Here is a 24461-nt window from a genome sequence, read left to right on the forward strand (position 1 = left end):
CTATTTGCCACTTTTTGTCGGGGCAAGCCTATCGGTTGGCGTGGAAGCGGGTAGAATCACCCCCATTGTGATTGGCATGGATGCGCTTACCCGGTCTACGTCATGAGGCATTCCCCGTGATTGGCAGCTACGTTCCCTCGCTGGTCATTATCTCCATCCTGGTCGCAGTCCTGGCGTCCTATACGGCGCTGGATCTGGCCGGTCGTGTGGCCACTGCCAAAGGCCGTAGTGCCTACCTGTGGATGATCGGCGGCGCGTTCGCGATGGGCATCGGTATCTGGTCGATGCACTTCATCGGCATGCTGGCCTTCGTGCTGCCCATCGAGCTGGGTTATGACGTACTGCTGACACTGGGTTCGCTGCTGATCGCCATGCTTTCATCGGGCTTTGCGCTGTGGCTGGTCAGCCAGCCAACGTTGCCATTCTCGCACCTGGCCCTCGGTGCTTTGCTGATGGGGGCAGGCATCAGTTGCATGCATTACCTGGGCATGGCCGCGCTGCACATGCAGCCGATGATCAACTACGATCCGCTGCTGTTCGGCCTGTCGCTGGTGATTGCCGTGGCCGCTTCAGCCGCGGCGTTGTGGATCGCGTTCAGTCTGCGGCAAAACACCCCGTATGTTTACCTGGCACGTTGCGCGGCCGCGCTGGTCATGGGCCTGGCGATCGTCGGCATGCACTACACCGGCATGGCGGCAGCCAGCTTTGCCGACGGCAGTTTCTGCGCTGCGCTGACTGACGGCCTGAAGACCGATGGCCTGGACAAGCTGGTGCTGGTCACCACTCTGGCGGTGCTGAGCATTGCTTTGCTGACCTCGGTACTGGATGCCCGGCTTGAAGCACGCACGGCCATCCTTGCCAATTCACTGTCCAGAGCCAATCAGGAACTGACCCACCTGGCGTTGCACGACAATCTGACCGGGCTGCCGAACCGGGTGCTGCTCACCGACCGTATCGATCAGGCCATGCGCGCCGCGCAGAAAAACCACAGCAGTTTTGCCCTGATGTTCATGGACCTGGATGGCTTCAAGCCGGTAAACGATGCCTTTGGCCATTATATTGGTGATCAACTGCTGCGCGATGTTGCCCAGCGCCTGCGCGCCAATCTGCATCGCCAGGACACCCTGGCGCGCATCGGCGGTGACGAGTTTGTGTTGCTCATGGAACTGGATGATGTTGGCGAAGCGGTGGCCGTGGCTTCGCGGCTGGTCGAGGTCATTTCCCAGCCGTTCGATGTCAATGCGCACACCTTGCACGTCTCGGTGAGCATCGGTATCTGCCTTTACCCCGGTAATGGCGCCGATCAGCACGAGCTGCTGATGAACGCCGATGCCGCCATGTATCACGCCAAGGCCAATGGCAAGAACGGTTACAGCTTTTTCGAGGCGTCGATGAACACCGACGCCCGCAATCAGTTGCAATTGCTTCAGGAGCTGCGAGTGGCGATCAGGGAGCGGCAATTCTGCCTGTATTACCAGCCCAAGTTCGATGCGCTGAGCGGCCTGCCGGTGGGCGCCGAGGCGTTGCTGCGCTGGAACCATCCGCAACACGGCTTGCTGGCTCCGGATCGGTTTATCGGCCTGGCGGAAAAGACCGGGTTGATCATTCCTCTTGGCGAGTGGGTGCTGGATGAGGCCTGCCGGCAAATGAGCCTGTGGCTGGCACGCGGTTACCAGCATTGGCGGATCGCGGTGAACCTGTCGGCCTTGCAGTTCTGTCATGCCGGGCTGGTGGATGTGGTCAGCGATACGCTGGCGCGGCATCGGCTGCCGGCCAATTGCCTGACCCTGGAAATCACCGAAAGCACGGCCATGAATGACGCCGATGCGAGCATGGCCGTGCTCAACAAGCTGTCTGAAATGGGCGTGGACCTGTCGATCGACGATTTTGGCACCGGTTATTCCAGCCTGATGTACCTCAAGCGTCTGCCTGCCAACGAGATCAAGATCGACCGTGGCTTTGTCCACGACCTTGAGCACGACAGTGACGACGCGGCCATTGTGTCGGCGATTGTGGCGTTGGGCCAGGCGCTGGACCTGCGGATCGTTGCCGAGGGGGTCGAGACCGATGTTCAGCAGAGTTTCCTGACCCGCCTGGGTTGTGATTCGCTGCAAGGCTATCTGCTGGGCCAACCGTTGCCGGCTCAGCGCTTTCTCGAAGAAGTCCAGGCGTCTGAGCAACGCGTGCGGGCTGCAGAGCTGCCGACAATTTGATACCCGCCGATTGCCAGTACGGCTCAGGCAGTCGGGTACTCCCGTTTTCAATCGGACCACAAGAAAAAAATATGGAAAAAGTGCTTCTCGTCACCGGCGGTTCTCGTGGCATCGGTGCCGCCACCGCATTGCTGGCTGCCACTGAAGGCTATCGAATCTGTATCAACTATCTCTCTGATCACAGTGCTGCCGAGCAGGTCTGTAGCCAGGTCCGCGCACTGGGCGCGCAGGCGATTGCCGTGCAGGCCGATGTCAGTAACGAGGACGAGATCATTCGCCTCTATTCCCGGATCGATACCGAACTGGGGCCGGTCACCCACCTGGTTAACAATGCGGCAAGCATCTCCCACGCCTCGCGGGTCGAAGACATGTCGGAGTTTCGTCTGCTCAAGATCATGATGAGCAACGTGGTCGGCCCGATCCTGTGCAGCAAACACGCACTGCTGCGCATGTCGCCGGAGCAAGGCGGGCAGGGCGGCAGTATCGTCAATGTCAGCTCCGTGGCCTCACGGCTGGGGGCGGCGAACGAGTACGTCGACTATGCGGCGTCCAAGGGCGCGCTGGATACCTTTACCATTGGCCTGGCCAAAGAGGTTGCCGGGCAGGGCATTCGGGTCAACGCGGTGCGTCCGGGCTATATCTTTACCGACTTTCACGTTCACTCGGGCGACCCGTTCCGGGTCAGCAAGCTCGAAGGCGACCTGCCGATGTGCCGTGGCGGAACCGCGCAGGAAGTGGCCGAGGCGATCATTTGGCTGCTCTCGGACAAGGCGTCCTATGCGACCGGCACGTTTATTGATGTCGGCGGCGGGCGCTGAATTGAAAGCCACTGATTTTTAATGGGTATCGCGTAGGAGATCGCCCGCCGCCTCGGCGTCGCGCTGTCGCGCAGCAAACATGGAGCCCCGTAGGACCGGCTTTAGCCGCAATACTCTTCAATTAGTCACTAACACACCTCGGTGAGCGACCTTGGTCTGGGTGGCATTCCGACGAAGAGGCCAGTAAAAACACTACATCTGCTGTGACTTTACCGGCCTCTTCGCGAGCAGAGCTTGCTCCCACAAAGGCATGCAGTGCTTATCTGAACAGTATTGGCTTCAGCCGCGCAGGCTTCGCAGCTGAAGCTGCTCCTACGGGGATCAATAACCGGCCACGCAGGTTTGGCAGATTTGCATGGCTGGCCGACAACCCCTAATGTGACCGCGATAAACCCACGCCAAGGAGCGGTCATGAATTCGTGGTGGCAACAGGTACTGGCAACCGTACAATCCGAGTTTGCCGACGTCACTGACATAGAACAGCTGACACGCGTGACACTGCGCCTGGTCACCGCTGCGATCCTTGGCGGGATCCTCGGTTTCGAACGTGAGCATCGCGGCAAGGCCGCCGGTGTTCGCACCCACATGCTGGTCAGCATGGGTGCCGCCTTGTTCGTTCTTGCCCCGGACATGGCCGGTGCCGACGACACTGCCTTGAGCCGGGTCATCCAGGGTATCGTCGCCGGCATCGGCTTTCTTGGTGCCGGTACCATCCTCAAGGAGCATGCCAAAAACATCTCCCAGGTCAAGGGCCTGACCACCGCTGCAGGATTGTGGATGACCGCCGCGATCGGCGTGGCCGCCGGCATGGGCCGGGAGGTCATGGCGATTCTCAGCACCTTGCTGGCACTGGCCATCCTCAGCCTGGTGCCGCATGTCGTGGACCGTCATGAACCTAAACAAAAGAATCATGGCGACGGGGCTGAGTCAGGCAATGAGCATGCCGACCGCCAGGAAGTGTCCTGAGAAGCTGTCTACACAGTGTCTGGACGGAGGCTGGCAGTCAGCCTCCGCTGCGCTCATAGTTTCGCCGGTGCTTCTTCGCTGGGTGGGTCGCCTATCGGTGTGCCCTTGTCGGCAGGCGGGGCAATGGGCGGTGGATCCTCTTCGGTTGGCGGAACAGGAATAACCGGATCGTCGATATTCGGATCCGGTGCTTCAGGCGGGATTGGAATGTTCATCGGGCTCTCCTGGCGGGGGAATGTCTATCGTTCGATTTGCCGCTGCGGGCAAAATTCCCGCGGATTCACGCCAGCCGATTCTTGGCCTCGATCCATTGCGCCATGTACTGGGTACTTTTGTGCTGATGGTGGCGCAACATGGCCCCGGTGAAGTTATTCAGGCGATGGCGTGGCAAGTCATTGCGCAACTGCTCGATGCGTCCGATCAGGCTCGCGCAATGTGTCTGGTAGCGATAGCGGGCTTGCAGCAACTGCCAGCCGTCGCGCTGCGCCTGCTCCCAGCTCGGCTGGTTTCGGTACAGCTGCACGGCTGCGTCGGCAATGGCCTGCGCCGTTTCAGCGATCATGCCGGGCCAGGGCAGGGTGCCGTGCATGGCTTCACTGCCGATCGGAGTGGTCACTGACGGCGTGCCACAGAGCATGGCATCGATCAGCTTGCCTTTGATGCCAGCCCCGAAGCGCAGTGGTGCCAGGGACACCCGGGCTGCCGCCATGACCTGCAAGGCATCCTCGGCCCAGTCCTTGACCAGAAAACCCTGCGCCGCATTGTGCAGCGCGGTGGCTTTGGGCGGCGTGTAAGCGCCATAGACATGCAACTGTGCTTCAGGCAGTTGTTTGCGGATCAGCGGCCATACGGCATTTTTCATCCACAGCACTGCGTCCCAGTTCGGCGCGTGGCGAAAGTTGCCGATGCTCAGAAAGTGCGCTCGCTCGGCAAACCCGGCCTGGCTGGCCGGGCTGCCTTCGAGCATCAACGGGCACCAGTGCAGTAGTTGCGCCGCAAAGCCAAAATGCTCGTTGAGCAGTTTTATCTCAACGTCAGAGGTCATCAGGTTCAGGTCGCAACGGTACAGCGCGGCGATCTCGCGCTGAGCCAGGTCGCTGGCGGCCATACGGGTAAATAACCCGTCGTGATCCGGCTTGAAAAGCTCGGTTAAATCAGCGCCTTGTGCATCAGCCTTGAGGATATCTCGCAGGATTGCCTGGCGCGCATGGCGCAGGCTCTGCAAGTCCGAGGTCTCAAGGATGCGCAGTGCATCAGGGCACTGCTTTTCGACCCGCCAACCGAATTGCTCCTCGATCATGAATTGATCGAACACCACGATGTGCGGGTCAAGTTCGCTGATAAAGCTGTCGAAACTGCTGTTATTGAGCTCGATACTGCATTCATCGATCCCCAGGCTGCGCAAGTCGGCCTTGTGCGGCCCTTCAGTGGCCGGGCTGGCGAAGGTGATCTGCCAGCCTTGTTCGATGAAGCATTGCAGCAGTTGCATCACGTGGCCGCTGGCGGCAGAAGAGCGCGGTTCGGGCCAGACGTAACCGATAAACAACAGGCGGGTCAGTTGTCCGTCGCGGTGGTGCAGATCATGGGTTGCCAAGAATGTGTTTTACCTTGTCGCGTAACTGGTCGATGGAGAAGGGCTTGCCGATTGAATGCATGCCTTCGGGAATATCGATGATTTCTGCATAGCCGCTGGCGAACAATACCGGCACCTGCGGGCGGATCTGCCGCGCCTGGCCGGCCAGCTCGGTGCCTTTCATGTCAGGCAGGCCCTGATCGGTCATCAGCAGATCAATATGTATTGCGCTGTCAGACAGCGTTTTCAGGGCTGCAGCGCCGTCTTCGGCTTCCAGCACGGCGTACTCGAGTTCTTCCAGAACATCGACAATCAGCATGCGCACGATGTCGTCATCTTCGACCACGAGAATGGTGCTGGTCTGGGCAGGCATGGGTAACTCCCTAAAAAATGGCATTGAAAGCCGCACTGCGGTGGCTCCCTATGTCTGTAAGTAAAACACCCTCAGAAGTTCCCTTAATGGCTCTGCGCCATAGTACTGCTCCGGTTGCTTGTCGCCATTCTGTGATGCAGGCGACTTATTGCCAATTTATGTCTGAAATTTCAATCCCGTATGGGCGAAAACGGAATCTTTTTGTTAAGTTTGCGTCACACTGTGTCATTTCACCGGGCCATCAGGGATTTTTCATGAATCGTCTGTCCACTGTCGATGAGCAGCGCTTTCGCAAATTACTCGGACGTAACGTCAGCCTGCCGCTGGGTGTCGGCGTGCTCAGCGCGGTGTTTTTCATCATTCTGATCAACTACCTGCTGGCCGCGATCCAGTGGGTCGAGCACACCGATCGGGTGATCAACAACACCAACCGCTCGCTGAAACTGTCGATTGATATGGAAACCGGCCTGCGTGGTTACCTGCTCACCGGCGACGCGCAGTTTCTCGACCCCTATGAGGTCGCCCGGCCGCTGCTCAAGGCCGAGCTGCAAGGTTTGCAGACGCTGGTCAGCGACAATGCGACGCAACTGGACCGCTTCCGCCGCCTGTCGACCCTGCAGGATGAGTGGGACAGCTTTGCCCAGGAGATGATCCAGTTGCGCCGCAGCGCGGGTGATTTCCTGACCCCGACGCGTAATGGGCGTGGCAAGCGGATCACCGATCAGATCCGTGGCGAGTACGACCAGGCGGTGGCCATGGAGCAGCAGCTGCGCCTCAATCGCAACGCTGACGTTACGCGTATCACCATTCTTTCGGTGACGCTCTACCTGGTCTTCGTACTCAGTGTCAGTGCCATCCTGGCCTGGATGGGGCGTCGCGATTTACTCACCTTGTCAAACACTTACGGCACCAATCTGAAGCTGCAGGAAGACAATGCCGAGCGTCTGGAGAAGGTCGCCTGGCTGCGTAACGGTCAGAGTGAGCTGGCCGAGCAGGTGATCGGTCAGTTGACCCTCAATCTGGTCGGCCGCAATGTGCTGCAGTTCTTTGCCCGCTACATGGGCGCTGCGGTGGCGGCGGTGTACGTGCGCCAGGAGCACGGCGGTCTGGTCCGGGTGGCCGCTTACGGTTTTTCTCGCGAGCAGGAACAACACGAGCAATCGCTGTACGCCGGTGAAGGGGTTATTGGTCAGGCGGTCGATGAACAACGGATCCTGACCCTCGATTCGCTGCCCACCGACTATTTCAAGATCAGTTCCGGGCTGGGCACTGGCAACCCGTCCAGCGTGGTGATTGTGCCGACCCGCAATGACGAGCAGGTCAACGGCGTCATTGAGCTGGGCTTTCTGCGTCCTCTGGCTGAGCGTGACATCGAGTTTCTTGAATTGGTGGCCGGCAATGTCGGTACCTCCATCGAAGCGGCGCGTTATCGGCAGCGGCTGCAAGAGGTGCTGAGCGAGACCCAGCAGCTCAATGAAGAGCTGCAGGTGCAGCAGGAAGAATTGCGCACCGCCAATGAAGAGCTGGAAGAGCAATCACGGATCCTCAAGGAATCCCAGGCACATCTGGAAACCCAGCAGGCTGAACTGGAGCAGACCAATGTGCAGTTGGCTGAGCAGGCCCAGGCGCTGGCCGAGCAGCGTGATGCTCTGGACCGCAACAATGACGAACTGAGCAATGCGCAGATCGAATTGCAGGCACGTGCCGACCAATTGCAGCGCTCCAGCCGCTACAAGTCAGAGTTCCTGGCCAACATGTCCCATGAGCTGCGTACGCCGCTCAACAGTTCGCTGATTCTCGCCAAGCTGCTGGCGGAGAACCCGACCCGCAACCTCAGTGACGAACAGGTCAAATTTGCCGAGTCGATCTATTCGGCGGGCAATGATTTGCTCAACCTGATCAACGATATCCTCGATATCGCCAAGGTCGAGGCCGGCAAACTTGAGGTGCGGCCGGAAAACTGCAGCCTGGAGCGACTGCTCGAAGGGCTTGAACGGATGTTCCAGCCACTGGCCCGCCAGAAGCAGCTGCAATTGAGTGTCGAGCTGCAACCCGGTACGCCTGCGCTGTTGCACACCGACGCGTTGCGCCTGGAGCAGATTCTCAAGAACTTGCTGTCCAACGCAGTCAAGTTCACCGAGCGGGGCAGCGTCAGCCTGATCGCTTCGGCGCGGCCTGAGGGCGGCGTGGCGTTTGCTGTCTGTGACTCCGGGATCGGGATCGCCGCTGATCAGCAGCTCAGTGTCTTCGAGGCATTCCATCAGGCTGATGGCACCACCAATCGTAAATATGGCGGCACCGGGCTGGGGCTGTCGATTTCCCGTGATCTGGCCGCCCTGTTGGGTGGTTCGATCAGCGTCTCGAGTACGTTGGGCAAAGGCAGCGTGTTCACCCTGTTGATGCCCCAGGTCTGGGTCGCCTCCGGCGAGGGCAGTGAGCACGTCATTAGTCCGGTGGTCAGCACACCCTCGGCGGGTTTCAGCGCTGCAGCCTTGCCGGTCAGCACCCCGCAACCGGCGCTCGCACCGCCAGAGCCGGGCGAGCCAGCGCTGCCGGCATTCGCCGATGATCGTGAGCTGGCACCCTTTGTGGGGCGTTGCATTCTGGTGATCGAGGACGACGTGACGTTCGCGCAGATCCTCTTCGACCTGGCGCACGAACTGGGTTACCGCTGCCTGGTCGCCCATGCGGCCGATGAAGGGTTTGATCTGGCGGTGCAATACTCGCCCGATGCGATCCTGCTCGACATGCGCCTGCCGGATCACTCTGGCCTGACCGTGTTGCAGCGCCTCAAGGAACAGCCCGGCACCCGGCATATTCCGGTTCATGTGATTTCTGTCGAGGACCGTCAGGAAGCGGCGCTGCATATGGGCGCCATTGGCTATGCGGTCAAACCCACCACCCGTGAAGAACTCAAGGATGTGTTTGCCAAGCTTGAGGCCAAGCTGACCCAGAAGCTCAAGCGTGTGCTGCTGGTCGAGGACGATGCGTTGCAGCGCGACAGCATTGCCCGACTGATCGGTGATGACGACGTGGAGATCACCGCGGTGGGCTTTGCCCAGGAGGCGCTGGACCTGCTGCGCGAGCACGTCTACGACTGCATGATCATCGACCTGAAGCTGCCGGACATGCTCGGCAACGAACTGCTCAAACGCATGGCCGGCGAAGGCATTCGGTCGTTCCCGCCGGTGATTGTCTACACCGGGCGCAATATGACCCGGGATGAAGAAGCCGAGCTGATGAAGTATTCGCGTTCGATCATCATCAAAGGCGCACGCTCGCCGGAACGGCTGCTCGATGAAGTGACGCTGTTCCTGCACAAGGTCGAGTCGCAGTTGTCCAACGAACGGCAGAAGATGCTGCTGACCGCCCGCAGCCGCGACAAGGTGTTCGAGGCGCGGCGCATCCTGGTGGTCGATGACGATGTGCGCAATATCTTCGCCCTGACCAGCGCCCTGGAACATAAGGGCGCGGTGGTGGAAGTGGCGCGCAATGGCCTGGAAGCCATCGACCGTCTTAACGAGGTTCCGGATATCGACCTGGTGCTGATGGATGTGATGATGCCGGAGATGGACGGCTTCGAAGCCACCGCGCAGATTCGCAAGGATCCGCGCTGGCGCAAACTGCCGGTCATTGCGGTCACCGCCAAGGCGATGAAGGACGATCAGGAGCGTTGCTTGCAGGCCGGGGCCAATGATTATCTGGCCAAACCTATTGATCTGGACCGGCTGTTTTCGCTGATCAGGGTATGGCTGCCGAAAATGGAACGTATTTAAGTGCGTGCGGCCAAAGCAGCACGCTGATTTACCTGCTCAGGTTTGTACATGTCCTATGACAAAAACGTCGATATCGAGCTGCGCTTGTTGATTGAGGCGATTTACCTCAAATACAGCTACGATTTTCGCGAGTATTCCGGTGCTTCGATCAAACGCAGGGTGCAACATGCCCTGCGTCAGTTCGAGTGCGGCACCATCTCGGCCTTGCAAGAGCGGGTGCTGCACGACCCGGCCGCGTTCATGCAACTGCTGCAATGGCTGACCATCCCGGTCAGTGAGATGTTTCGTGACCCGTCACACTTTCTGGCGATCCGTCAGGAAGTGGTGCCGCTGCTGCGCACTTACCCATCGCTGAAAATCTGGATTGCCGGTTGCAGCACGGGTGAGGAGGTCTACTCCATGGCCATTTTGCTGCGTGAAGAGGGTCTGCTGGAGCGCGCCATTATTTACGCTACCGATATCAATCCCTATTCGCTGGACAAGGCCAAGCAAGGCATCTTCTCGCTGGACAGCGTAAGCGGCTGGGCGCAGAACTACCGACTGGCCGGCGGTCAGGGCGAGCTGTCGGACTACTACACCTCGGCCTACGATTACGCGATCTTCGACAAGAGCCTGCGCGAGAACGTCACCTTCGCTGACCATAGCCTGGCGACCGACAGCGTATTTTCCGAGACGCACCTGATCTCTTGTCGCAATGTGCTGATTTATTTCAACAAGAAGCTCCAGGATCGGGCGTTCGGGCTGTTCCATGATTCGCTGTGTCATCGCGGTTTCCTGTCGCTGGGCAGCAAGGAAACACTGGATTTCTCGGCCTACAGCGACGTGTTCGAGACGTTGATCAAGCCGGAACGGATCTACCGCAAGTCATGAAAACCCTCTTCGATGAGCACGCTGCTGGCGGGCTGCCGGTTGTGCAGGCGGTGGTGATCGGGGCGTCAGCGGGTGGGGTCGAGGCTTTGCTCACACTTACCGAGGGCATCGCGGCCGACTTTCGGCTGCCGATTCTGGTGGTGCTGCATTTGCCGGAACAACGCAGCAGCCAGCTGGCTCAGGTATTCCAGAACCGGTTGCCGATTGCGGTCCATGAGGCGCGGGACAAGGAAACTATTGTTGCCGGCACCCTGTATTTCGCGCCGGCGGGCTATCACTTGTCGGTGGAGGATGATCTGAGTCTGTCGTTGAGCCAGGAAGACAAAGTGTTTCACTCGCGCCCCAGTATCGACATCCTGTTCGAGTCGGCAGCCGATGCCTATGGCCCAGGGCTTGCCGGTGTGTTGCTGACCGGTGCCAATGACGACGGTGCCCGCGGGCTTGCGCGGATCAGGGCGCTTGGCGGCCTGACCGTGATCCAGAACCCGCAGACCGCCGTAGCGCGGACCATGCCTGAAGCCGGGCTGCGTTTGCAGACCCCCGATTACTTGTTGTCCTTGCCCGAGATCAGGGCCTTGCTGACCCAATTGGAACGAATTGCATGCTGAGTCAGATCCAGGCAAAACTGCTGATCGTCGACGACCTGCCGGAGAACTTGCTGGCCCTCGAAGCGTTGATCCGCCGTGAAGACCGCATCGTCTATAAGGCGCTGTCGGCCGATGCCGCGTTGTCGCTGCTGTTGCAACATGAGTTCGCCCTGGCGATTCTCGATGTGCAGATGCCGGGCATGAACGGTTTCGAGCTGGCCGAGATGATGCGCGGCACAGAAAAGACCAAGAGTATTCCCATCGTGTTCGTCACCGCTGCCGGTCGCGAGATGAACTATGCGTTCAAGGGCTATGAAAGTGGTGCGGTGGACTTCCTGCACAAGCCGCTGGACATCCATGCGGTCAAGAGCAAGGTTAATGTGTTCGTCGAGCTGTACCGCCAGCGCAAGGCCATGAAGCAACAGGTCGAGGCGCTTGAACAGGCCCGCCAGGAACAGCAGGTGCTGCTGGAGCAACTGCAGAGCGCCCAGGCCGACCTGCAGCGCGCTGTGAGCATGCGCGACGACTTCATGTCGATTGTCTCTCACGAAGTGCGTACGCCGCTCAACGGACTGATTCTGGAAACCCAGCTGCGCAAACTGCATCTGGCCAAGAACAACGAAGCGGCGTTCAGCATGGACAAGCTGCGCGGCATGGTCGAGCGGGACGAGCGGCAGATTCAGAGCCTGATCCGGCTGATCGAAGACATGCTCGATGTCTCGCGGATCCGCACCGGCAAACTGTCGATTCGCACCAGCGCGTTCGATCTCGGTGAACTGGTCGGTAACTTGCTGGAAAATTTTGCCGCGCAAGTGGCGGCAGCCGGTTGCAGCCTGCAGTTGACCACCTGTGAGGCGGTCATTGGCGTGTGGGATGAGTTCCGTATCGAACAGGTGCTGGCCAACCTGCTGACCAACGCGTTGCGCTATGGTGCCGGCAAGCCGATTGCCGTCAGGGTCTACGTCGACAGCCGCCGCAACCAGGCGCGGGTCGACGTGACTGATCAGGGCATTGGTATTTCTGCCGAGAACCAGGCGCGGATCTTCCAGCAATTCGAACGCGTCAACGCCGGCCATGCAGTCGCCGGGCTGGGGCTGGGGCTATTTATTTCCGAACAGATCGTCATGGCCCACGGCGGCGAGATACTGGTTGAGAGCGAAGAGGGCAAGGGCTCGACGTTCAGCCTCTGCCTGCCGTTGCAGCCGGTCGTTTAACAGGCGGTTATATGCGTTGGTGGTGCGCAGGGTCATAGTCCTGTCGCAGGCGTGACAGGCGGGGGCCGGTTTTTTCACGGCAATCGCAAATTGTCAGGCAATCTTCGCAACCTCCGTCGTGCACCGTGGTCGTATTGGCAGCTATTTGAAGATTGAAGGCCGTTCCATGAGCGTTGATGCGCAAGACGTTGTACTGATCGTCGAAGACGAACCCCTGATCATGATGCTGCTGGCCGATTATTTGTCCGGCGAGGGCTATCGTGTATTGCAGGCCGAGAATGGCGAGCAGGCGTTCGAGATTCTCGCCACCCGGCCACACCTTGACCTGATGATCACTGACTACCGCCTGCCGGGCGGTATTTCCGGGGTGATGATTGCCGAGCCAGCGGTCAAGCTGCGCCCGGATCTGAAGGTTATTTTCATCAGTGGCTACCCGGCGGAAATCGCCGAGTCCGGCAGCCCGATCGCTACCCGGGCGCCGATTCTGGCCAAGCCGTTCACGATGGAAACCCTGCATACGCAGATCGAGAAGCTGCTGGCCTGAGCCGGCCAGCAGAGACCGGCGACGGTCTCGGGCTGGCACGGGGGTCAGGCCTCGATCATCTCGCGCACTTTGGCGGTCAGGTGGTCGAAGGCGAAGGGCTTACTGATCATCTGCATATCACTGCCAAGAAACTCGCCCCTGACTGCCGCATGTTCGGCATAACCGGTAATAAACAGCACCTTGAGGCCAGGACGTAGCTGGCGGGCAACTTCCGCCAGTTGGCGGCCGTTCATGCCCGGCAAGCCGACGTCACTGATCAACAGATCAATACGCGTCTCTGACTCCAGCAGCGGCAGTGCCGAAGGCGCGTCTGCGGCCTCGACGAAGGCATAGCCCAATTCGCTGAGGACCTCGCTGACCAGCCGCCGTACGGCCGGGTCGTCCTCGACAATCAGCACGGTTTCGCCGGCCCTGGCATAGCTGGCGGCGCTTTGGAATGTCAGTTGATCGTCCTCTTGCTGGCCTCTGTAGCGCGGCAGGAACAGTTTCACCGTGGTGCCACGGCCAACTTCGCTGTCGATGGCAACATGACCGCGTGATTGCTTGCAGAAGCCATAGATCATCGACAAGCCCAGGCCGGTGCCTTGGCCGATGGGCTTGGTGGTGAAAAACGGGTCGAAGGCGCGGTTGACGATGTGCTCGGGCATGCCACTGCCGCTGTCACTGACGCTGAGTAATACATAGTCACCGGGCAACAGGTTTTCATGGGCATCGGTGAAGCGCCGCTCCAGGCGCTGGTTGCGCGTTTCAATGCGCAACCGGCCGCCGTTCGGCATGGCATCGCGGGCATTGAGCACCAGATTGAGCAGTGCACTTTCCAGCTGATTCGGGTCGGCCTCGGCGGTCCATAACCGGGGTTCAAACTGCATATCGAGCTGAATGCTTTCGCTGACGCTGCGCTGGATCAATTCATCCATGGCCTTGATCAGATGATTCATCTCAACCGGTTTGGCGTCCAGCGACTGGCGCCTTGAGAATGCCAGTAAGCGGTGGGTGAGGGCGGCGGCGCGATTGGCCGACGTCACCCCCAGATCGATCAGGCCGCCGAGATCATCGGTGCGCCCGCGAGCAATACGCCGACGCAGCAGTTCCAGGCTGCCGATGATGCCGGTGAGCATGTTATTGAAATCATGGGCAATGCCGCCGGTGAGCTGGCCGACCGCTTCCATTTTCTGCGACTGGCGCAGCGCTTCTTCATTCTGGCGAAGCTGGACGGTGCGTTCTTCGATCTGTTGTTCAAGGGTCTCGTTTAGGCGCCGCAGTTGTACTTCGGCCTGCTTGCGTTCGCTGATATCAGAGGTGACGCCGACCAGCGCGGTGATCTGGCCATTCTTGCCGCGGATCGCCCGGGCCCGCACATCGACCCAGTTCAGTGAGCCGTCTGGCCACAGGTTGCGATACTCGATAATGAAGTCGGCGCCGGTATCGAGACTGCGCTGCAAGGCTGATTGCATGCGTGGCTGGTCTTCGGCATAGACCGCATCGAGCCAGTCGTCATAGCTGAACAGGGTGTGCTCGTGACGACCGTAATGCGCCAGGCTGATCGCCGAGCAACTGAGTTGCAGAAACTCGGTCTCCAGTTGCCAGGAGCCCAGACGGCCTGCGGTCAAGGCGTTCTGCAAGCGCTTTTCGCTTTCCAGCAGATCATCCATGCGGCCCCTGGCCTCGTACTGGCGGCGGCGCCCGCGTATGGCGGTGGTCACCAGGCTGACCAGGGTCATGGGGTGAAAGGGCCGTTCGAGAAAGCTGACGTTGCCCAACTGGGTGCCCAGCCGGGTCGAGGGGTTTTGCTCCGGGCCGCCATGACGGGTCAGCAATACCACCGGCAAGTCCGACCAGGGCGGCTGTCTGGCCAGCAGCCCGAGCAACGGGTTGAGATCGGCGCCGCGCAGCGCCTCGTCGGCGATAATCGCCAGCCCCGCACCAAGGTTCAGTTCAGTGGCCAGCTCGTTGAGATCCTGCACCGCTTTGGCGAGTAAACCCGCCTCGTTGAGGATGTTTATCGCTATCTGGCTGTCGCGCCCGTTGGGCGCCAGGATGATCGCACGTTCGGAAAAGGCCGGGATCACGTCTGGTCATCCTGCAACAGCGGATGGTTGTCGCCAAAGTAGCTGGGTACGCCGCGCAGTACGCCTTGAAACGCATGCAGGGGAGTGCCGATGCGCAGGCCGGTCTGGCCGATCTTGTATTCACGGATCGTTGACTCATGGGTGCCGGTGCGTTTTTTGATAATGGAAATCGCCCGGCGCACCTCGCCCATGGCTTCGAAGTAACGCAGCAGGATGACCGTATCGGCCAGATAGGTGATATCAACAGGGGTGCGCATATCGCCGACCAGGCCATGTTGGGCAACGGTCATGAACGTCGAGGCACCCTGACGATTGAGATACAGCAACAGCTCGTGCATGTGCAGCACCAGCGCGTTCTCTTCCGGCATCGCTGCCTGATAACCGTTGAGGCTGTCGATGATGACCGTCTTGATCTGCTGCTGATCAACGCAGCGGCGTACCCGATGAGAGAACTCACCGGGCGACAGCTCTGCAGCATCCACCTGTTCGACCCATAAACGATCCTGGTCCTGGAACGCCTGCAGGTCGATGCCCATGGCACGCATGCGTTCGTACAACAAGCCTAGCTCTTCATCGAAAATGAACAAGCCGACGCGCTCGCCGCGCGCCATGGCCTGCACGGCGAACACCAGCGAGATCAGCGACTTGCCGGTGCCGGCCGGCCCCAGAATCAGGGTGCTGGAGCCGCTGTCGATGCCGCCACCGAGCAAGTCGTCGAGTTCCTGAATGCCGCTGGTGTACTGCTGGCGCTGGTAATCACTGCGGTGTTCGGCCGCCACCAGGCGTGGGAACACCTGGATGCCGCCCTGGGCAATGGTGAAGTCATGAAAGCCGCCACGGTATTTCTGGCCGCGGTATTTGATCACTTTGAGTCGACGCCGCTCGGCACCGTAGGCCGGGGTCAGTTCCTGCAGGCGAATCACACCATGGGCAACACTGTGCACGGTCTTGTCCAGTGTGTCAGTGGTCAGGTCGTCAAGCAGCAGCACCGTAGTATCGAAACGGGCGAAATAATGCTTCATGGCCAGTACCTGGCGCCGGTAACGCAGCGAGCTCTGGGCCAGCAGGCGGATTTCAGAGAGGCTGTCGATCACCACACGCGACGGTTTTATCCGCTCGACGGCTGCAAACACCTGAGCCACGGTTTCACCCAGCTCCAGGTCCGAGGAATACAACAGGCTTTGATGTTGCTCGGCACTGAGCAGGCTTTCTGGCGGGGTCAGCTCGAAGACCGCGATCGATCCGTCCAGCTCCCAGCCATGGGAGCGGGCGCTGTCGCGCAGCTCACCCTCGGTTTCCGAGAGCGTGATGTACAGCGAGGTCTCGCCGGCCTGCGCACCGGCCAGCAGAAACTGCAACGCCACGGTGGTCTTGCCGGTGCCGGGTTCGCCTTCGAGCAGAAACACATGCCCGCGGGAAAGTCCGCCGCTGAGGATGTTGTCCAGACCATCAATGCCGGTTGCTGCCTTGGATGTACTCAATGAATGCCCTCTCGATACTCGGCGCGTTCAGCCACTATCTGGCCAGTTTAGCTGCGTAGTCTCTGGACACCAGGCGCGGGTACGGGTTCCGGGCAGTCGCCAGGTTGTTTTGGGTGAGGCGCTTGAAGCGGTCCGGCAAATGGCACAAGCGTCGCCTTACGACGGTCATGGCTGCCTTGTTATAGTCCGGCGACGTTGCCTAGCCCGCCAGAGGTTCATTCATGTCTGACTATCAAGCTTTCAATGTCCAGCTCGTTGATAAGGTCGCTCACCTGCAGATCAATCGGCCAGACAAGCTCAATGCGATGAATGCGGCGTTCTGGCGCGAGATCGTCGAGATCTTCCACTGGATCGATGAACACGATGAAATCCGCGCGGTGGTGATCAGTGGCGCCGGCAAGCACTTTTCTTCCGGTATTGATCTGGCGCTGCTGGGCGCAGTGGCGGGTGAGCTGGGCGCTGACGCCGGGCGTAACGCACGGCTGCTGCGGCGCAAGATCGAGCAGTTGCAGGCGTCGTTCACGGCTGTGGCCGAATGCCGCAAACCGGTACTGGCGGCTATTCAGGGCTATTGCCTGGGCGGTGCCATCGACCTGATCGCTGCCTGTGACATGCGCTACGCGGCGCAGGACGCGCAATTTGCCATCCGCGAGATCGACATGGGCATGGCCGCCGACGTCGGCACCTTGCAGCGTTTGCCGCGCATCATCGGCGATGGCCTGTTGCGCGAGCTGGCTTACACCGGGCGCACCGTCGATGCTACCGAGGCCGAGCGTATTGGCCTGGTGAACCGGGTTTTTACCGACCCAGCGCAATTGCTTGAAGAAGTCATGGCCCTGGCCCGACAGATTGCGCAAAAATCGCCGATTGCCATTGAAGGCACCAAACGCATGATCGATTACATGCGCGATCACCGGATCAATGATGGCCTGGAACACGTTGCCATCTGGAACGCGTCCATGCTGCAATCGCCCGATCTCAAGCTGGCCATGCTGGCGCAGATGAACAAGCAAAAGCCGGTGTTCGACGATTGAACCCGGCCTGGACAGGAGTGTGTTGATGACCCGCCGTTGGACCACCGCCGTGCTCGACCCGCAATTGCCTGACGGGCGTGCCGTGGTATGCAGCCCGCAGGGCTTTTTACTGAGTGAAGAGGGCGTGCTGTTTTCCCGGCAATGGCTGGCCGGCCTGCAATTACCCTTGCTCTGTGAACATGGCATCGGCCATTTCGACGGTGAGCCGGTGTATGTCTGGGTGCTGCAGCGCGCCGTAGAGGTCGAAGGACTGGCCTGGCAAGGTCTGCGCCAGTTTATGCTGGAGGGCGATTTTGCGGTCTACCAGAAGCTGGGGTACGCCGCGCAGATCGCTACCTGGGCTCGCGAGCACCGCTTCTGCGGCGCCTGTGGCAAGCCCACCGTGCAGGTGTCCGGCGAGCGCGCGATGTACTGCGCCGATGATGAGCTGCGCTTCTATCCGCGTATCGCGCCGAGCATGATCGTGCTGATCACCCGCGGCGATGAAGTGTTGCTGGCCCGCTCGCCGCGTTTCGTCAGCGGCGTCTACAGCACCCTGGCCGGGTTTGCCGAACCGGGCGAGTCTGCCGAGGACTGCGTGCGCCGTGAGGTGATGGAGGAGGTGCAGGTCAAGGTGCGCAACATTCAGTACGTGGGCAGCCAGTGCTGGCCGTTTCCGCACTCGATGATGCTCGGCTTTCATGCCGAATACGAAAGCGGCGAGATTGTCTCGCAGCCCGACGAGATCGAAGATGCCCGCTGGTTCAGCATCTTTGATCTGCCGCCGCTACCGGCCAGCCGCTCGATTGCCCGCCACCTGATCGAGCTGTACCTGGCGCGCCGCTCAGGCGCCGCCGAACCAGTGCTGCCAGGCTAGCCGCACGGTCAGCGCCAGGACCATGATGATGAATACCGGGCGGATGAATTTGGCACCGCCCTTGATTGCCGTGCCAGCGCCAAAGTAAGCACCGGCCATGACCGCCAGGCCCATCAGCACACCAAGAATCACATCCACCTGGCCGGAGACGGCAAACACTGTCAGGGCCATGGCGTTGCTGACGAAGTTCATGCTGCGTGCCACGCCACTGGCCTTGACCAGGTCGATGGGGTAAGCCATCAGCGTGCTGACCGTCCAGAACGCACCGGTGCCGGGGCCGGCCACACCATCGTAAAAGCCCAGGCCCAGCCCTTGCGGGATCTGGCGCAGTTGTTTGATCGGCGCGTTGCTGTCGGTCGGCGCTTTGGGCGTACCGCCGAACAGCAGGTACAGGCCACAGCCGAAGACGATCAGCGGCAGCATCTGGTTGATCCACTCGGCAGGCAGGTAATGGGCGATTACCGCACCCAGCAGTGCGCCGATGGCGGTGCTGATCAACGCCAGCTTCCATTGCGAGGGATCGAACAGCTTGCGCCGGAAATAGGTGAAGCTGGCGGTGGCCGAGCCGAAGGTGGCACACAGCTTGTTGGTGCCGAGCACCATATGCGGCGGCAGGCCGGCGGTCATTAACGCAGGCGTGGTAAGCAATCCGCCGCCGCCGGCAATGGCATCGATGAAACCGGCCACAAAAGCCACGACGGCGAGCACGGCAAGCGTGAGGGGGTCAACACTGAGTTCAAAAGGCATGGCAAGGACTTGTCGGCAGAAGGGCGCAATGGCTGCCCTGAAGGGCCGACATTCTACCTCTCATCACCGGCCGCTGTCAGATTGACGTCAGTTATTGCACCCCGATCAGGACAGAAACCCACCATCGACATTCAGTATCGCGCCAGTGGTATAGCTTGACCCGGCGCTGGCCAGATACAGCACCGCACCGGCCATTTCATCAGGCGCGGCCACACGCTTGAGCGGGATATGACCCAGCGCCTGGTCGAGAATCGCCGGGTTGCTGACCAATGCCGAGGCGAAGCGGGTGTCAGTCAGGCCTGGTAGCAGGGCATTGCAGCGGATGCCAAACGCCGCACACTCCTTGGCGAACACCTTGGTCATATTGATCACCGCCGCCTTGGTGATCGAATAGATACCCTGGAACTCACCGGGCGAAACACCATTGATTGAGGCCACGTTGATAATGCTGCCGCCGCCGTGCTCGCGCATCAGCTTGCCGGCCTGCACCGACATGAAGAAATAGCCGCGAATGTTGACGTCGACGGTTTTCTGAAAGGCAGCAGGGTCAGTGTCCAGTACATGGCAGAACTGCGGGTTGGTGGCGGCGTTGTTGACCAGGATGTCCAGTCGCCCGAAGCGTTCGCGAATCATGGCGAACAGTTGCTCGATCTGCTCCGGTTCGCCAATGTGGCAGGCCAGCGCAGTAGCCATGCCGCCGTCGGCGATGATGCTCGCGGCTACCTGCTGACAGCCTTCCAGGCGCCGGCTGCTGACAATGACATGAGCGCCCTGGCTGGCCAGCAGCCGGGCGATCGCCTCACCGATACCCCGGCTGGCCCCGGAGACCAGAGCAATCTTGCCGTCGAGATCGAACAGGGTGGTTCTGGCCATGGTTACTCCCGGATTTCAGCGATTGTGTGGATGCGCGTAATAGTGCGTAGGAGCGACTTTAGTCGCGAACCACCATTTGCGCATCCTTCGCGGCTGAAGCCGCTCCTACGGGCGAACTGCTCTTCATGCCCGTTAAGCAGGCATAAAAAAACCGAAGCGCGCAGGCTTCGGTTTTTTGTTTTCCCGGCCAAATTATTGCGGGAACAGCTCGCTGAGCTTCATCGACAGCATCATGTCGCCTTCAATGCGCAGCTTGCCGCCCATGAACGCCTGCATGCCGTCGGTCTCGCCGCTGACGATGCCTTTGAGGGTTTCGCTGTCCATGATCAGGGTGACGTTGGCGTCAGGGTTTTCGCCTTCCTGCAATTGGCAGGTGCTGTCCTTGATGATCAGGGCAAAGTGTTTGTCTTCGTCGGTGACGTTGAAACCGAAGATCAGATCCAGGCCTTTGGCGGCGTCAGGATTGAACTTGGCGTGCATTTTCTGGACTGCATCGGCTACTGAGGTCATGTGTCGATCCTTATTGGAAGTGGGCTGCGCTCGTGCGAGCGGCTGCCATCGGTATCGTCCCGCAATGTGCAGGTGCAGGCGAGGTTAGGGGCATGGCACGGGCCTGTCAACCTGAAATCATACAGCTGTTTGAATTAGCTGTTTCAATGTTTGCACACGTTTGTCGGCTGGTGGTTGATCGGCCTGCTCGGTATGCTTGTTCATCGCGTGCCCGCTATAGAGAGCGCGCCAGCAATCAAGGAGTCGCCGTGGATTTTTTTGCCGATTACGCCAGCTTTCTGGCCAAGACCGTCACGTTGGTGGTTGCCATTGTGGTGGTACTGGTTGCCATCGCTTCGCTGCGCAGTAAAGGGCGTGGCAAGACGGCCGGGCAGTTGCAGGTCACCCGGCTCAATGATTTTTACAAGGGGCTGCGTGAGCGTCTGGAGCATTTGCTGCTCGACAAGGCCCGGCTCAAGGCATTGCGCAAAGAGCAGAGCAAAGCGCTGAAGAAGGAAAAGAAGCAGCCCGAGGCCAAGTCGCGGGTCTATGTGCTGGACTTCAATGGCGATATCAAGGCCTCGGCCACCGAGAGCCTGCGTCATGAAATCACCGCACTGCTGAGCCTGGCCACTGACAAGGATGAAGTTGTCCTGCGTCTGGAAAGCGGCGGCGGTCTGGTGCACAGCTACGGTCTGGCATCTTCGCAACTGGCGCGGGTGCGTCAGGCCGGCATCCCACTGACTATCTGCATCGATAAGGTCGCGGCCAGCGGCGGCTATATGATGGCCTGCATCGGCACCCGGATCATCAGCGCGCCCTTCGCTATCCTCGGCTCCATCGGTGTGGTGGCGCAACTGCCCAACGTCAACCGCCTGCTGAAAAAACACGACATCGACTTCGAGGTGCTGACCGCCGGTGAATACAAGCGCACCCTGACCGTGTTTGGCGAAAACACCGAAAAGGGCCGGGAGAAGTTCCAGCAGGACCTGGAAATCACCCACGAACTGTTCAAGGGCTTTGTCGCCAGCTACCGCCCGCAACTGGACATCGATGAAGTGGCCACCGGCGAGGTCTGGCTGGGGATGGCGGCGCTGGACAAACAACTGGTCGACGAACTCAAGACCAGCGACGAGTACCTGGCCGACAAGGCCAAGGATGCCGAGGTCTTCCACCTGCATTACGCCCAGCGCAAGAGCCTGCAAGAGCGGGTCGGCATGGCGGCGGCGGTTTCGCTGGATGGCATTGCGCTGCGCTGGTGGGAGCGGTTGAGCCAGCAGCGGTTTTGGTCCTGACTTATAGGTGGATGGTGTTGGTGTTGGTGTTGGTGTACATCCTCCACATTGATGTTGGTCTTTAGTCAGCTTTCCACTTTTACAGCGGGTCACTTTTGGTTTCTTTGAGCACAGATGGCACAGACGACGCCAATCGCGACTTGGGCGCTGGCCGAGTGGAGGTGTCGATTTGGTGGGAAAACCGGCAGGGAAGCCGGTTTTAGGCGCGCTGGGCAGGGATGCCCATCGTGCCGACCGCCAAATCGGCACCGGAGCGAGGGAACCCGAAGGGCCAAGCCAGGAGCAGGCGGTTTTGCCTACTTTTTCCAAGAAAAAAGTAGGTCGCCCAGCAGGGCGAAACCTGCCGCCCAGACGCCGCGAAAAGGGATTTTCCATCGCTCGAAATGGCAAGAGTGCTTCGCCAGCAGAGCTGCCTCCCACAACAGCAAAACACCCAACAAAAAAGCCCGGCCCCTTCAACAGGGGCCGGGCTTTTGCAGTACAGCAACAGCAATCAGCGACGACGGAACAGCGGCAGCGGCTCGTCGGTGGCGGCCTGATAGGTCACCGAGAAGTCCTTCAGACTCTCCAGCGCCTCATAGGGGTCTTTGTCCGGGCGGATGGCAAAGGCATCGAAGCCGCAGCGGCGCAGATAGAACAACTGGTCACGCAGCACATCGCCGATGGCGCGCAGTTCACCCTTGAAACCATAGCGATCGCGCAACAGTCGGGCATTGGAATAGCTGCGTCCGTCGGTAAAGGCCGGGAAGTTCAGGGCGATGACCTGGAAGTGCTGCACGTCATCACCGATTTCCTCGGCTTCTTCATCGCTGTCCAGCCACACGCCCAGGCCGCCGTCGCGGGCTTTGAGGGCATGGCCGTGCTCACGCCACAGCACCAGCGGTACGATCAGATCGTCGCAGTTCGACAGGCTGTCAAAGGTCGTGTCCTTGGGTAGCAGGTGCCAGGTTTCATCGACGACTTCGTTGTTCTTAATGATTCGCTGCATAGACGCGCTCCTTGAAAGGGTCGATGCCAATACGGTTGTAAGTGTCGATAAAGCGCTCGTCTTCGGTACGTTTTTCGATGTACACGTTGATCAGCTTCTCGATCACGTCAGGCATGACTTCCTGGGCGAAAGACGGGCCAAGGATCTTGCCCAGGCTGGCGTCACGGCTGGCGCTGCCACCGAGCGACACCTGGTAGAACTCTTCGCCTTTCTTGTCCACGCCCAGGATGCCGATATGACCCACGTGGTGGTGACCACAGGCATTCATGCAGCCGGAGATGTTCAGGTCCAGTTCGCCGATGTCGAACAGGTAGTCCAGATTGTCGAAACGGCTCTGGATCGATTCGGCGATCGGGATCGACTTGGCGTTGGCCAGCGAGCAGAAATCACCGCCCGGGCAGCAGATCATGTCGGTGAGCAAGCCGATGTTCGGCGTTGCGAAGCCGTTTTCGCGCAGCACGTTCCACAGCTCGAACAGGCGCGATTGTTCAACGTCAGCGAGAATGATGTTCTGCTCGTGGGAGGTGCGCAGGAAACCGAAGCTGTACTGGTCGGCCAGGTCGGCGATGGTGTCGAGCTGCTTGTCGGTGACATCACCTGGTGCTACGCCGGTAGGCTTGAGCGACAGCGTAACAGCCACATAGCCGGGTTTCTTGTGCGCGAGGGTGTTGCGTACGCGCCAGCGGGCAAAGCCCGGATGCTCGGCTTCCAGTGCGGCCAGTTCCGCATCCTGGTTAGTCAGCGTTTTATAGGCCGGGTCGACGAAATGTTTGGCAACGCGCTGCAGTTCGGCTTCGGTCAGGGTGGTCTGGCCGCCACGCAGGTGGGCCATTTCGGCCTCGACCTTCTCGGCGAACACTTCAGGCGTCAGCGCCTTGACCAGGATCTTGATCCGCGCCTTGTACTTGTTGTCGCGACGGCCATAGCGGTTGTAGACCCGCAGGATGGCGTCCAGGTAACTCAACAGGTCCTGCCACGGCAGGAATTCGTTGATGAACGCGCCGATCACCGGGGTGCGGCCCAGGCCGCCACCCACCAGTACCCGGAAGCCCAGCTCACCGGCTTCGTTGCGCACCGGCTCCAGGCCGATGTCGTGCATCTCGATCACGGCGCGGTCGCTGGCTGCGCCATTGATGGCAATTTTGAATTTGCGCGGCAGGTAGGCGAACTCAGGGTGGAAGGTGGTCCACTGGCGCACGATCTCACACCAGGGGCGCGGGTCGATGACTTCATCGGCCGCCACACCGGCGAACTGGTCGGTGGTCACGTTGCGCAGGCAGTTACCGCTGGTCTGGATGGCGTGCATCTGCACGGTGGCCAGCTCTTCGAGAATATCCGGGATGTCTTCCAGTGCCGGCCAGTTGTACTGCACGTTCTGGCGGGTGCTGATGTGGGCGTAGCCCTTGTCGTAGTCACGGGCGATCTTGGCCAGCATGCGCGCCTGGCGCGAGTTCAGCTGACCATAAGGAACCGCCACGCGCAGCATCGGCGCGAAACGCTGGACATACAGGCCGTTCTGCAGCCGCAGTGGCCGAAACTCTTCTTCGCTCAGCTCACCGGCCAGGTAGCGGCGGGTCTGGTCACGGAACTGCTTGACGCGGTCCTCGACGATTCGCTGATCGTACTCATCGTATACGTACATATAGGTCCTGCTCTCAGGCTTCAATAATGCTGCGCGGTGGCCGGTCACGTCCC

General features: G+C 60.1%; 21 protein-coding genes. 11 read left to right on the top strand and 10 right to left on the bottom strand.

Features of this window, described 5'->3' with window-relative positions; translation table 11 throughout:
- Nucleotides 1–80 precede the first annotated feature (80 nt).
- The 3 genes from NJC40_RS19565 to NJC40_RS19575 all read left to right on the top strand — a co-directional run bounded on the left by NJC40_RS19565 (nucleotide 81) and on the right by NJC40_RS19575 (nucleotide 3997).
- Nucleotides 81–2213, top strand: a complete 2133-nt coding sequence (locus NJC40_RS19565; RefSeq protein WP_253140889.1) for a putative bifunctional diguanylate cyclase/phosphodiesterase — start codon at nucleotides 81–83, stop codon at nucleotides 2211–2213.
- A gap of 71 nt (nucleotides 2214–2284) precedes the next feature.
- Nucleotides 2285–3031, top strand: coding sequence for an SDR family oxidoreductase (locus NJC40_RS19570; RefSeq protein WP_253140888.1), 747 nt, complete (start codon nucleotides 2285–2287; stop codon nucleotides 3029–3031).
- A 411-nt stretch (nucleotides 3032–3442) separates the two neighbouring features.
- Nucleotides 3443–3997, top strand: coding sequence for an MgtC/SapB family protein (locus tag NJC40_RS19575; RefSeq protein WP_253140887.1), 555 nt, complete (start codon nucleotides 3443–3445; stop codon nucleotides 3995–3997).
- Between the two features lie 53 nt (nucleotides 3998–4050).
- Here NJC40_RS19575 and NJC40_RS19580 read toward each other — a convergent pair whose 3' ends face one another.
- From NJC40_RS19580 to NJC40_RS19590, 3 genes are all read right to left on the bottom strand, one after another.
- Nucleotides 4051–4212, bottom strand: a complete 162-nt coding sequence (locus NJC40_RS19580; protein ID WP_253140886.1) for a hypothetical protein — start codon at nucleotides 4210–4212, stop codon at nucleotides 4051–4053.
- A 65-nt stretch (nucleotides 4213–4277) separates the two neighbouring features.
- A complete protein-coding gene (locus tag NJC40_RS19585) occupies nucleotides 4278–5591 on the bottom strand; it encodes a glycosyltransferase (RefSeq protein ID WP_253140885.1) in 1314 nt (437 codons plus the stop codon).
- Nucleotides 5578–5943: a response regulator gene (locus NJC40_RS19590; protein WP_253140884.1), complete on the bottom strand. Its 366-nt coding sequence runs from the start codon at nucleotides 5941–5943 to the stop codon at nucleotides 5578–5580. Before NJC40_RS19590 ends, NJC40_RS19585 begins: the two co-directional genes overlap by 14 nt.
- Nucleotides 5944–6197: 254 nt before the next feature.
- On the opposite strand from NJC40_RS19590, the gene NJC40_RS19595 reads away from it, so the two are divergent.
- From NJC40_RS19595 to NJC40_RS19615, 5 genes are all read left to right on the top strand, one after another.
- Complete coding sequence (locus tag NJC40_RS19595) at nucleotides 6198–9719, top strand: response regulator (protein ID WP_253140883.1); 3522 nt, start codon at nucleotides 6198–6200, stop codon at nucleotides 9717–9719.
- Between the two features lie 48 nt (nucleotides 9720–9767).
- Nucleotides 9768–10589: a CheR family methyltransferase gene (locus NJC40_RS19600; RefSeq protein ID WP_492180400.1), complete on the top strand. Its 822-nt coding sequence runs from the start codon at nucleotides 9768–9770 to the stop codon at nucleotides 10587–10589.
- Complete coding sequence (locus tag NJC40_RS19605; RefSeq protein WP_253140881.1) at nucleotides 10586–11197, top strand: chemotaxis protein CheB; 612 nt, start codon at nucleotides 10586–10588, stop codon at nucleotides 11195–11197. The genes NJC40_RS19600 and NJC40_RS19605 overlap by 4 nt, the downstream gene beginning before the upstream one ends.
- The gene (locus tag NJC40_RS19610) at nucleotides 11191–12390 is read left to right on the top strand and encodes a hybrid sensor histidine kinase/response regulator (protein ID WP_253140880.1); all 1200 of its coding nucleotides are present in this window, start codon (nucleotides 11191–11193) and stop codon (nucleotides 12388–12390) included. The genes NJC40_RS19605 and NJC40_RS19610 overlap by 7 nt, the downstream gene beginning before the upstream one ends.
- Before the next feature lie 166 nt (nucleotides 12391–12556).
- Complete coding sequence (locus NJC40_RS19615) at nucleotides 12557–12934, top strand: response regulator (protein ID WP_045490917.1); 378 nt, start codon at nucleotides 12557–12559, stop codon at nucleotides 12932–12934.
- 44 nt (nucleotides 12935–12978) lie between these two features.
- Here NJC40_RS19615 and NJC40_RS19620 read toward each other — a convergent pair whose 3' ends face one another.
- Together NJC40_RS19620 and NJC40_RS19625 are read right to left on the bottom strand one after the other, a co-directional pair.
- Nucleotides 12979–15003: a response regulator gene (locus NJC40_RS19620; RefSeq protein WP_253140879.1), complete on the bottom strand. Its 2025-nt coding sequence runs from the start codon at nucleotides 15001–15003 to the stop codon at nucleotides 12979–12981.
- Nucleotides 15000–16484 (bottom strand): ATPase domain-containing protein, encoded by a 1485-nt coding sequence (locus NJC40_RS19625; RefSeq protein WP_253140878.1) that lies wholly within the window; start codon nucleotides 16482–16484, stop codon nucleotides 15000–15002. The genes NJC40_RS19620 and NJC40_RS19625 overlap by 4 nt, the downstream gene beginning before the upstream one ends.
- Nucleotides 16485–16705: 221 nt before the next feature.
- Between NJC40_RS19625 and NJC40_RS19630 the strand changes: the two genes are divergently transcribed.
- Together NJC40_RS19630 and nudC are read left to right on the top strand one after the other, a co-directional pair.
- A complete protein-coding gene (locus NJC40_RS19630; RefSeq protein WP_253140877.1) occupies nucleotides 16706–17518 on the top strand; it encodes a crotonase/enoyl-CoA hydratase family protein in 813 nt (270 codons plus the stop codon).
- Nucleotides 17519–17543: 25 nt separating this feature from the next.
- On the top strand, nucleotides 17544–18374 hold the full coding sequence (gene nudC / locus NJC40_RS19635) for an NAD(+) diphosphatase (RefSeq protein WP_253140876.1): 831 nt from the start codon (nucleotides 17544–17546) through the stop codon (nucleotides 18372–18374).
- Here nudC and NJC40_RS19640 read toward each other — a convergent pair.
- From NJC40_RS19640 to NJC40_RS19650, 3 genes are all read right to left on the bottom strand, one after another.
- On the bottom strand, nucleotides 18342–19121 hold the full coding sequence (locus NJC40_RS19640) for a TSUP family transporter (RefSeq protein WP_045490926.1): 780 nt from the start codon (nucleotides 19119–19121) through the stop codon (nucleotides 18342–18344). The two genes, nudC and NJC40_RS19640, sit on opposite strands and share 33 nt — an antisense overlap.
- Nucleotides 19122–19226: 105 nt before the next feature.
- Nucleotides 19227–19994 (bottom strand): SDR family oxidoreductase, encoded by a 768-nt coding sequence (locus NJC40_RS19645; protein ID WP_045490928.1) that lies wholly within the window; start codon nucleotides 19992–19994, stop codon nucleotides 19227–19229.
- Between the two features lie 192 nt (nucleotides 19995–20186).
- Entirely contained in the window at nucleotides 20187–20504 is a 318-nt protein-coding gene (locus NJC40_RS19650) for an SCP2 sterol-binding domain-containing protein (RefSeq protein WP_045490930.1), read from the bottom strand.
- A gap of 248 nt (nucleotides 20505–20752) precedes the next feature.
- Between NJC40_RS19650 and sohB the strand changes: the two genes are divergently transcribed.
- Nucleotides 20753–21778 carry a protease SohB gene (gene sohB / locus NJC40_RS19655; RefSeq protein ID WP_253140875.1) on the top strand — a complete coding sequence of 342 codons (1026 nt, stop codon included), beginning with the start codon at nucleotides 20753–20755 and terminating at the stop codon, nucleotides 21776–21778.
- 493 nt (nucleotides 21779–22271) lie between these two features.
- Here the strand turns inward: sohB and NJC40_RS19660 are convergent, their stop codons facing one another.
- Both NJC40_RS19660 and NJC40_RS19665 read right to left on the bottom strand, forming a co-directional pair.
- Complete coding sequence (locus NJC40_RS19660) at nucleotides 22272–22766, bottom strand: DUF934 domain-containing protein (protein WP_045490934.1); 495 nt, start codon at nucleotides 22764–22766, stop codon at nucleotides 22272–22274.
- Nucleotides 22750–24408: a nitrite/sulfite reductase gene (locus tag NJC40_RS19665; RefSeq protein WP_253140874.1), complete on the bottom strand. Its 1659-nt coding sequence runs from the start codon at nucleotides 24406–24408 to the stop codon at nucleotides 22750–22752. Before NJC40_RS19665 ends, NJC40_RS19660 begins: the two co-directional genes overlap by 17 nt.
- Nucleotides 24409–24461: the final 53 nt, after the last annotated feature.

The organism is Pseudomonas sp. 21LCFQ02 (genome assembly GCF_024129895.2).
GTDB lineage: Bacteria > Pseudomonadota > Gammaproteobacteria > Pseudomonadales > Pseudomonadaceae > Aquipseudomonas.

What these genes read in the sequence shown, in the direction of transcription:
- NJC40_RS19570 (WP_253140888.1), top strand. Translation starts at nt 2,285, where the DNA reads ATGGAAAAAGTGCTTCTCGTCACCGGCGGTTCTCGTGGCATCGGTGCC.
- NJC40_RS19665 (WP_253140874.1), bottom strand. Translation starts at nt 24,408, where the DNA reads ATGTACGTATACGATGAGTACGATCAGCGAATCGTCGAGGACCGCGTC.
- NJC40_RS19660 (WP_045490934.1), bottom strand. Translation starts at nt 22,766, where the DNA reads ATGCAGCGAATCATTAAGAACAACGAAGTCGTCGATGAAACCTGGCAC.
- NJC40_RS19565 (WP_253140889.1), top strand. Translation starts at nt 81, where the DNA reads ATGCGCTTACCCGGTCTACGTCATGAGGCATTCCCCGTGATTGGCAGC.
- NJC40_RS19575 (WP_253140887.1), top strand. Translation starts at nt 3,443, where the DNA reads ATGAATTCGTGGTGGCAACAGGTACTGGCAACCGTACAATCCGAGTTT.
- nudC (WP_253140876.1), top strand. Translation starts at nt 17,544, where the DNA reads ATGACCCGCCGTTGGACCACCGCCGTGCTCGACCCGCAATTGCCTGAC.
- NJC40_RS19580 (WP_253140886.1), bottom strand. Translation starts at nt 4,212, where the DNA reads ATGAACATTCCAATCCCGCCTGAAGCACCGGATCCGAATATCGACGAT.
- NJC40_RS19615 (WP_045490917.1), top strand. Translation starts at nt 12,557, where the DNA reads ATGAGCGTTGATGCGCAAGACGTTGTACTGATCGTCGAAGACGAACCC.
- NJC40_RS19640 (WP_045490926.1), bottom strand. Translation starts at nt 19,121, where the DNA reads ATGCCTTTTGAACTCAGTGTTGACCCCCTCACGCTTGCCGTGCTCGCC.
- NJC40_RS19590 (WP_253140884.1), bottom strand. Translation starts at nt 5,943, where the DNA reads ATGCCTGCCCAGACCAGCACCATTCTCGTGGTCGAAGATGACGACATC.
- NJC40_RS19645 (WP_045490928.1), bottom strand. Translation starts at nt 19,994, where the DNA reads ATGGCCAGAACCACCCTGTTCGATCTCGACGGCAAGATTGCTCTGGTC.
- NJC40_RS19610 (WP_253140880.1), top strand. Translation starts at nt 11,191, where the DNA reads ATGCTGAGTCAGATCCAGGCAAAACTGCTGATCGTCGACGACCTGCCG.
- NJC40_RS19630 (WP_253140877.1), top strand. Translation starts at nt 16,706, where the DNA reads ATGTCTGACTATCAAGCTTTCAATGTCCAGCTCGTTGATAAGGTCGCT.
- NJC40_RS19650 (WP_045490930.1), bottom strand. Translation starts at nt 20,504, where the DNA reads ATGACCTCAGTAGCCGATGCAGTCCAGAAAATGCACGCCAAGTTCAAT.
- NJC40_RS19605 (WP_253140881.1), top strand. Translation starts at nt 10,586, where the DNA reads ATGAAAACCCTCTTCGATGAGCACGCTGCTGGCGGGCTGCCGGTTGTG.
- NJC40_RS19600 (WP_492180400.1), top strand. Translation starts at nt 9,768, where the DNA reads ATGTCCTATGACAAAAACGTCGATATCGAGCTGCGCTTGTTGATTGAG.
- NJC40_RS19595 (WP_253140883.1), top strand. Translation starts at nt 6,198, where the DNA reads ATGAATCGTCTGTCCACTGTCGATGAGCAGCGCTTTCGCAAATTACTC.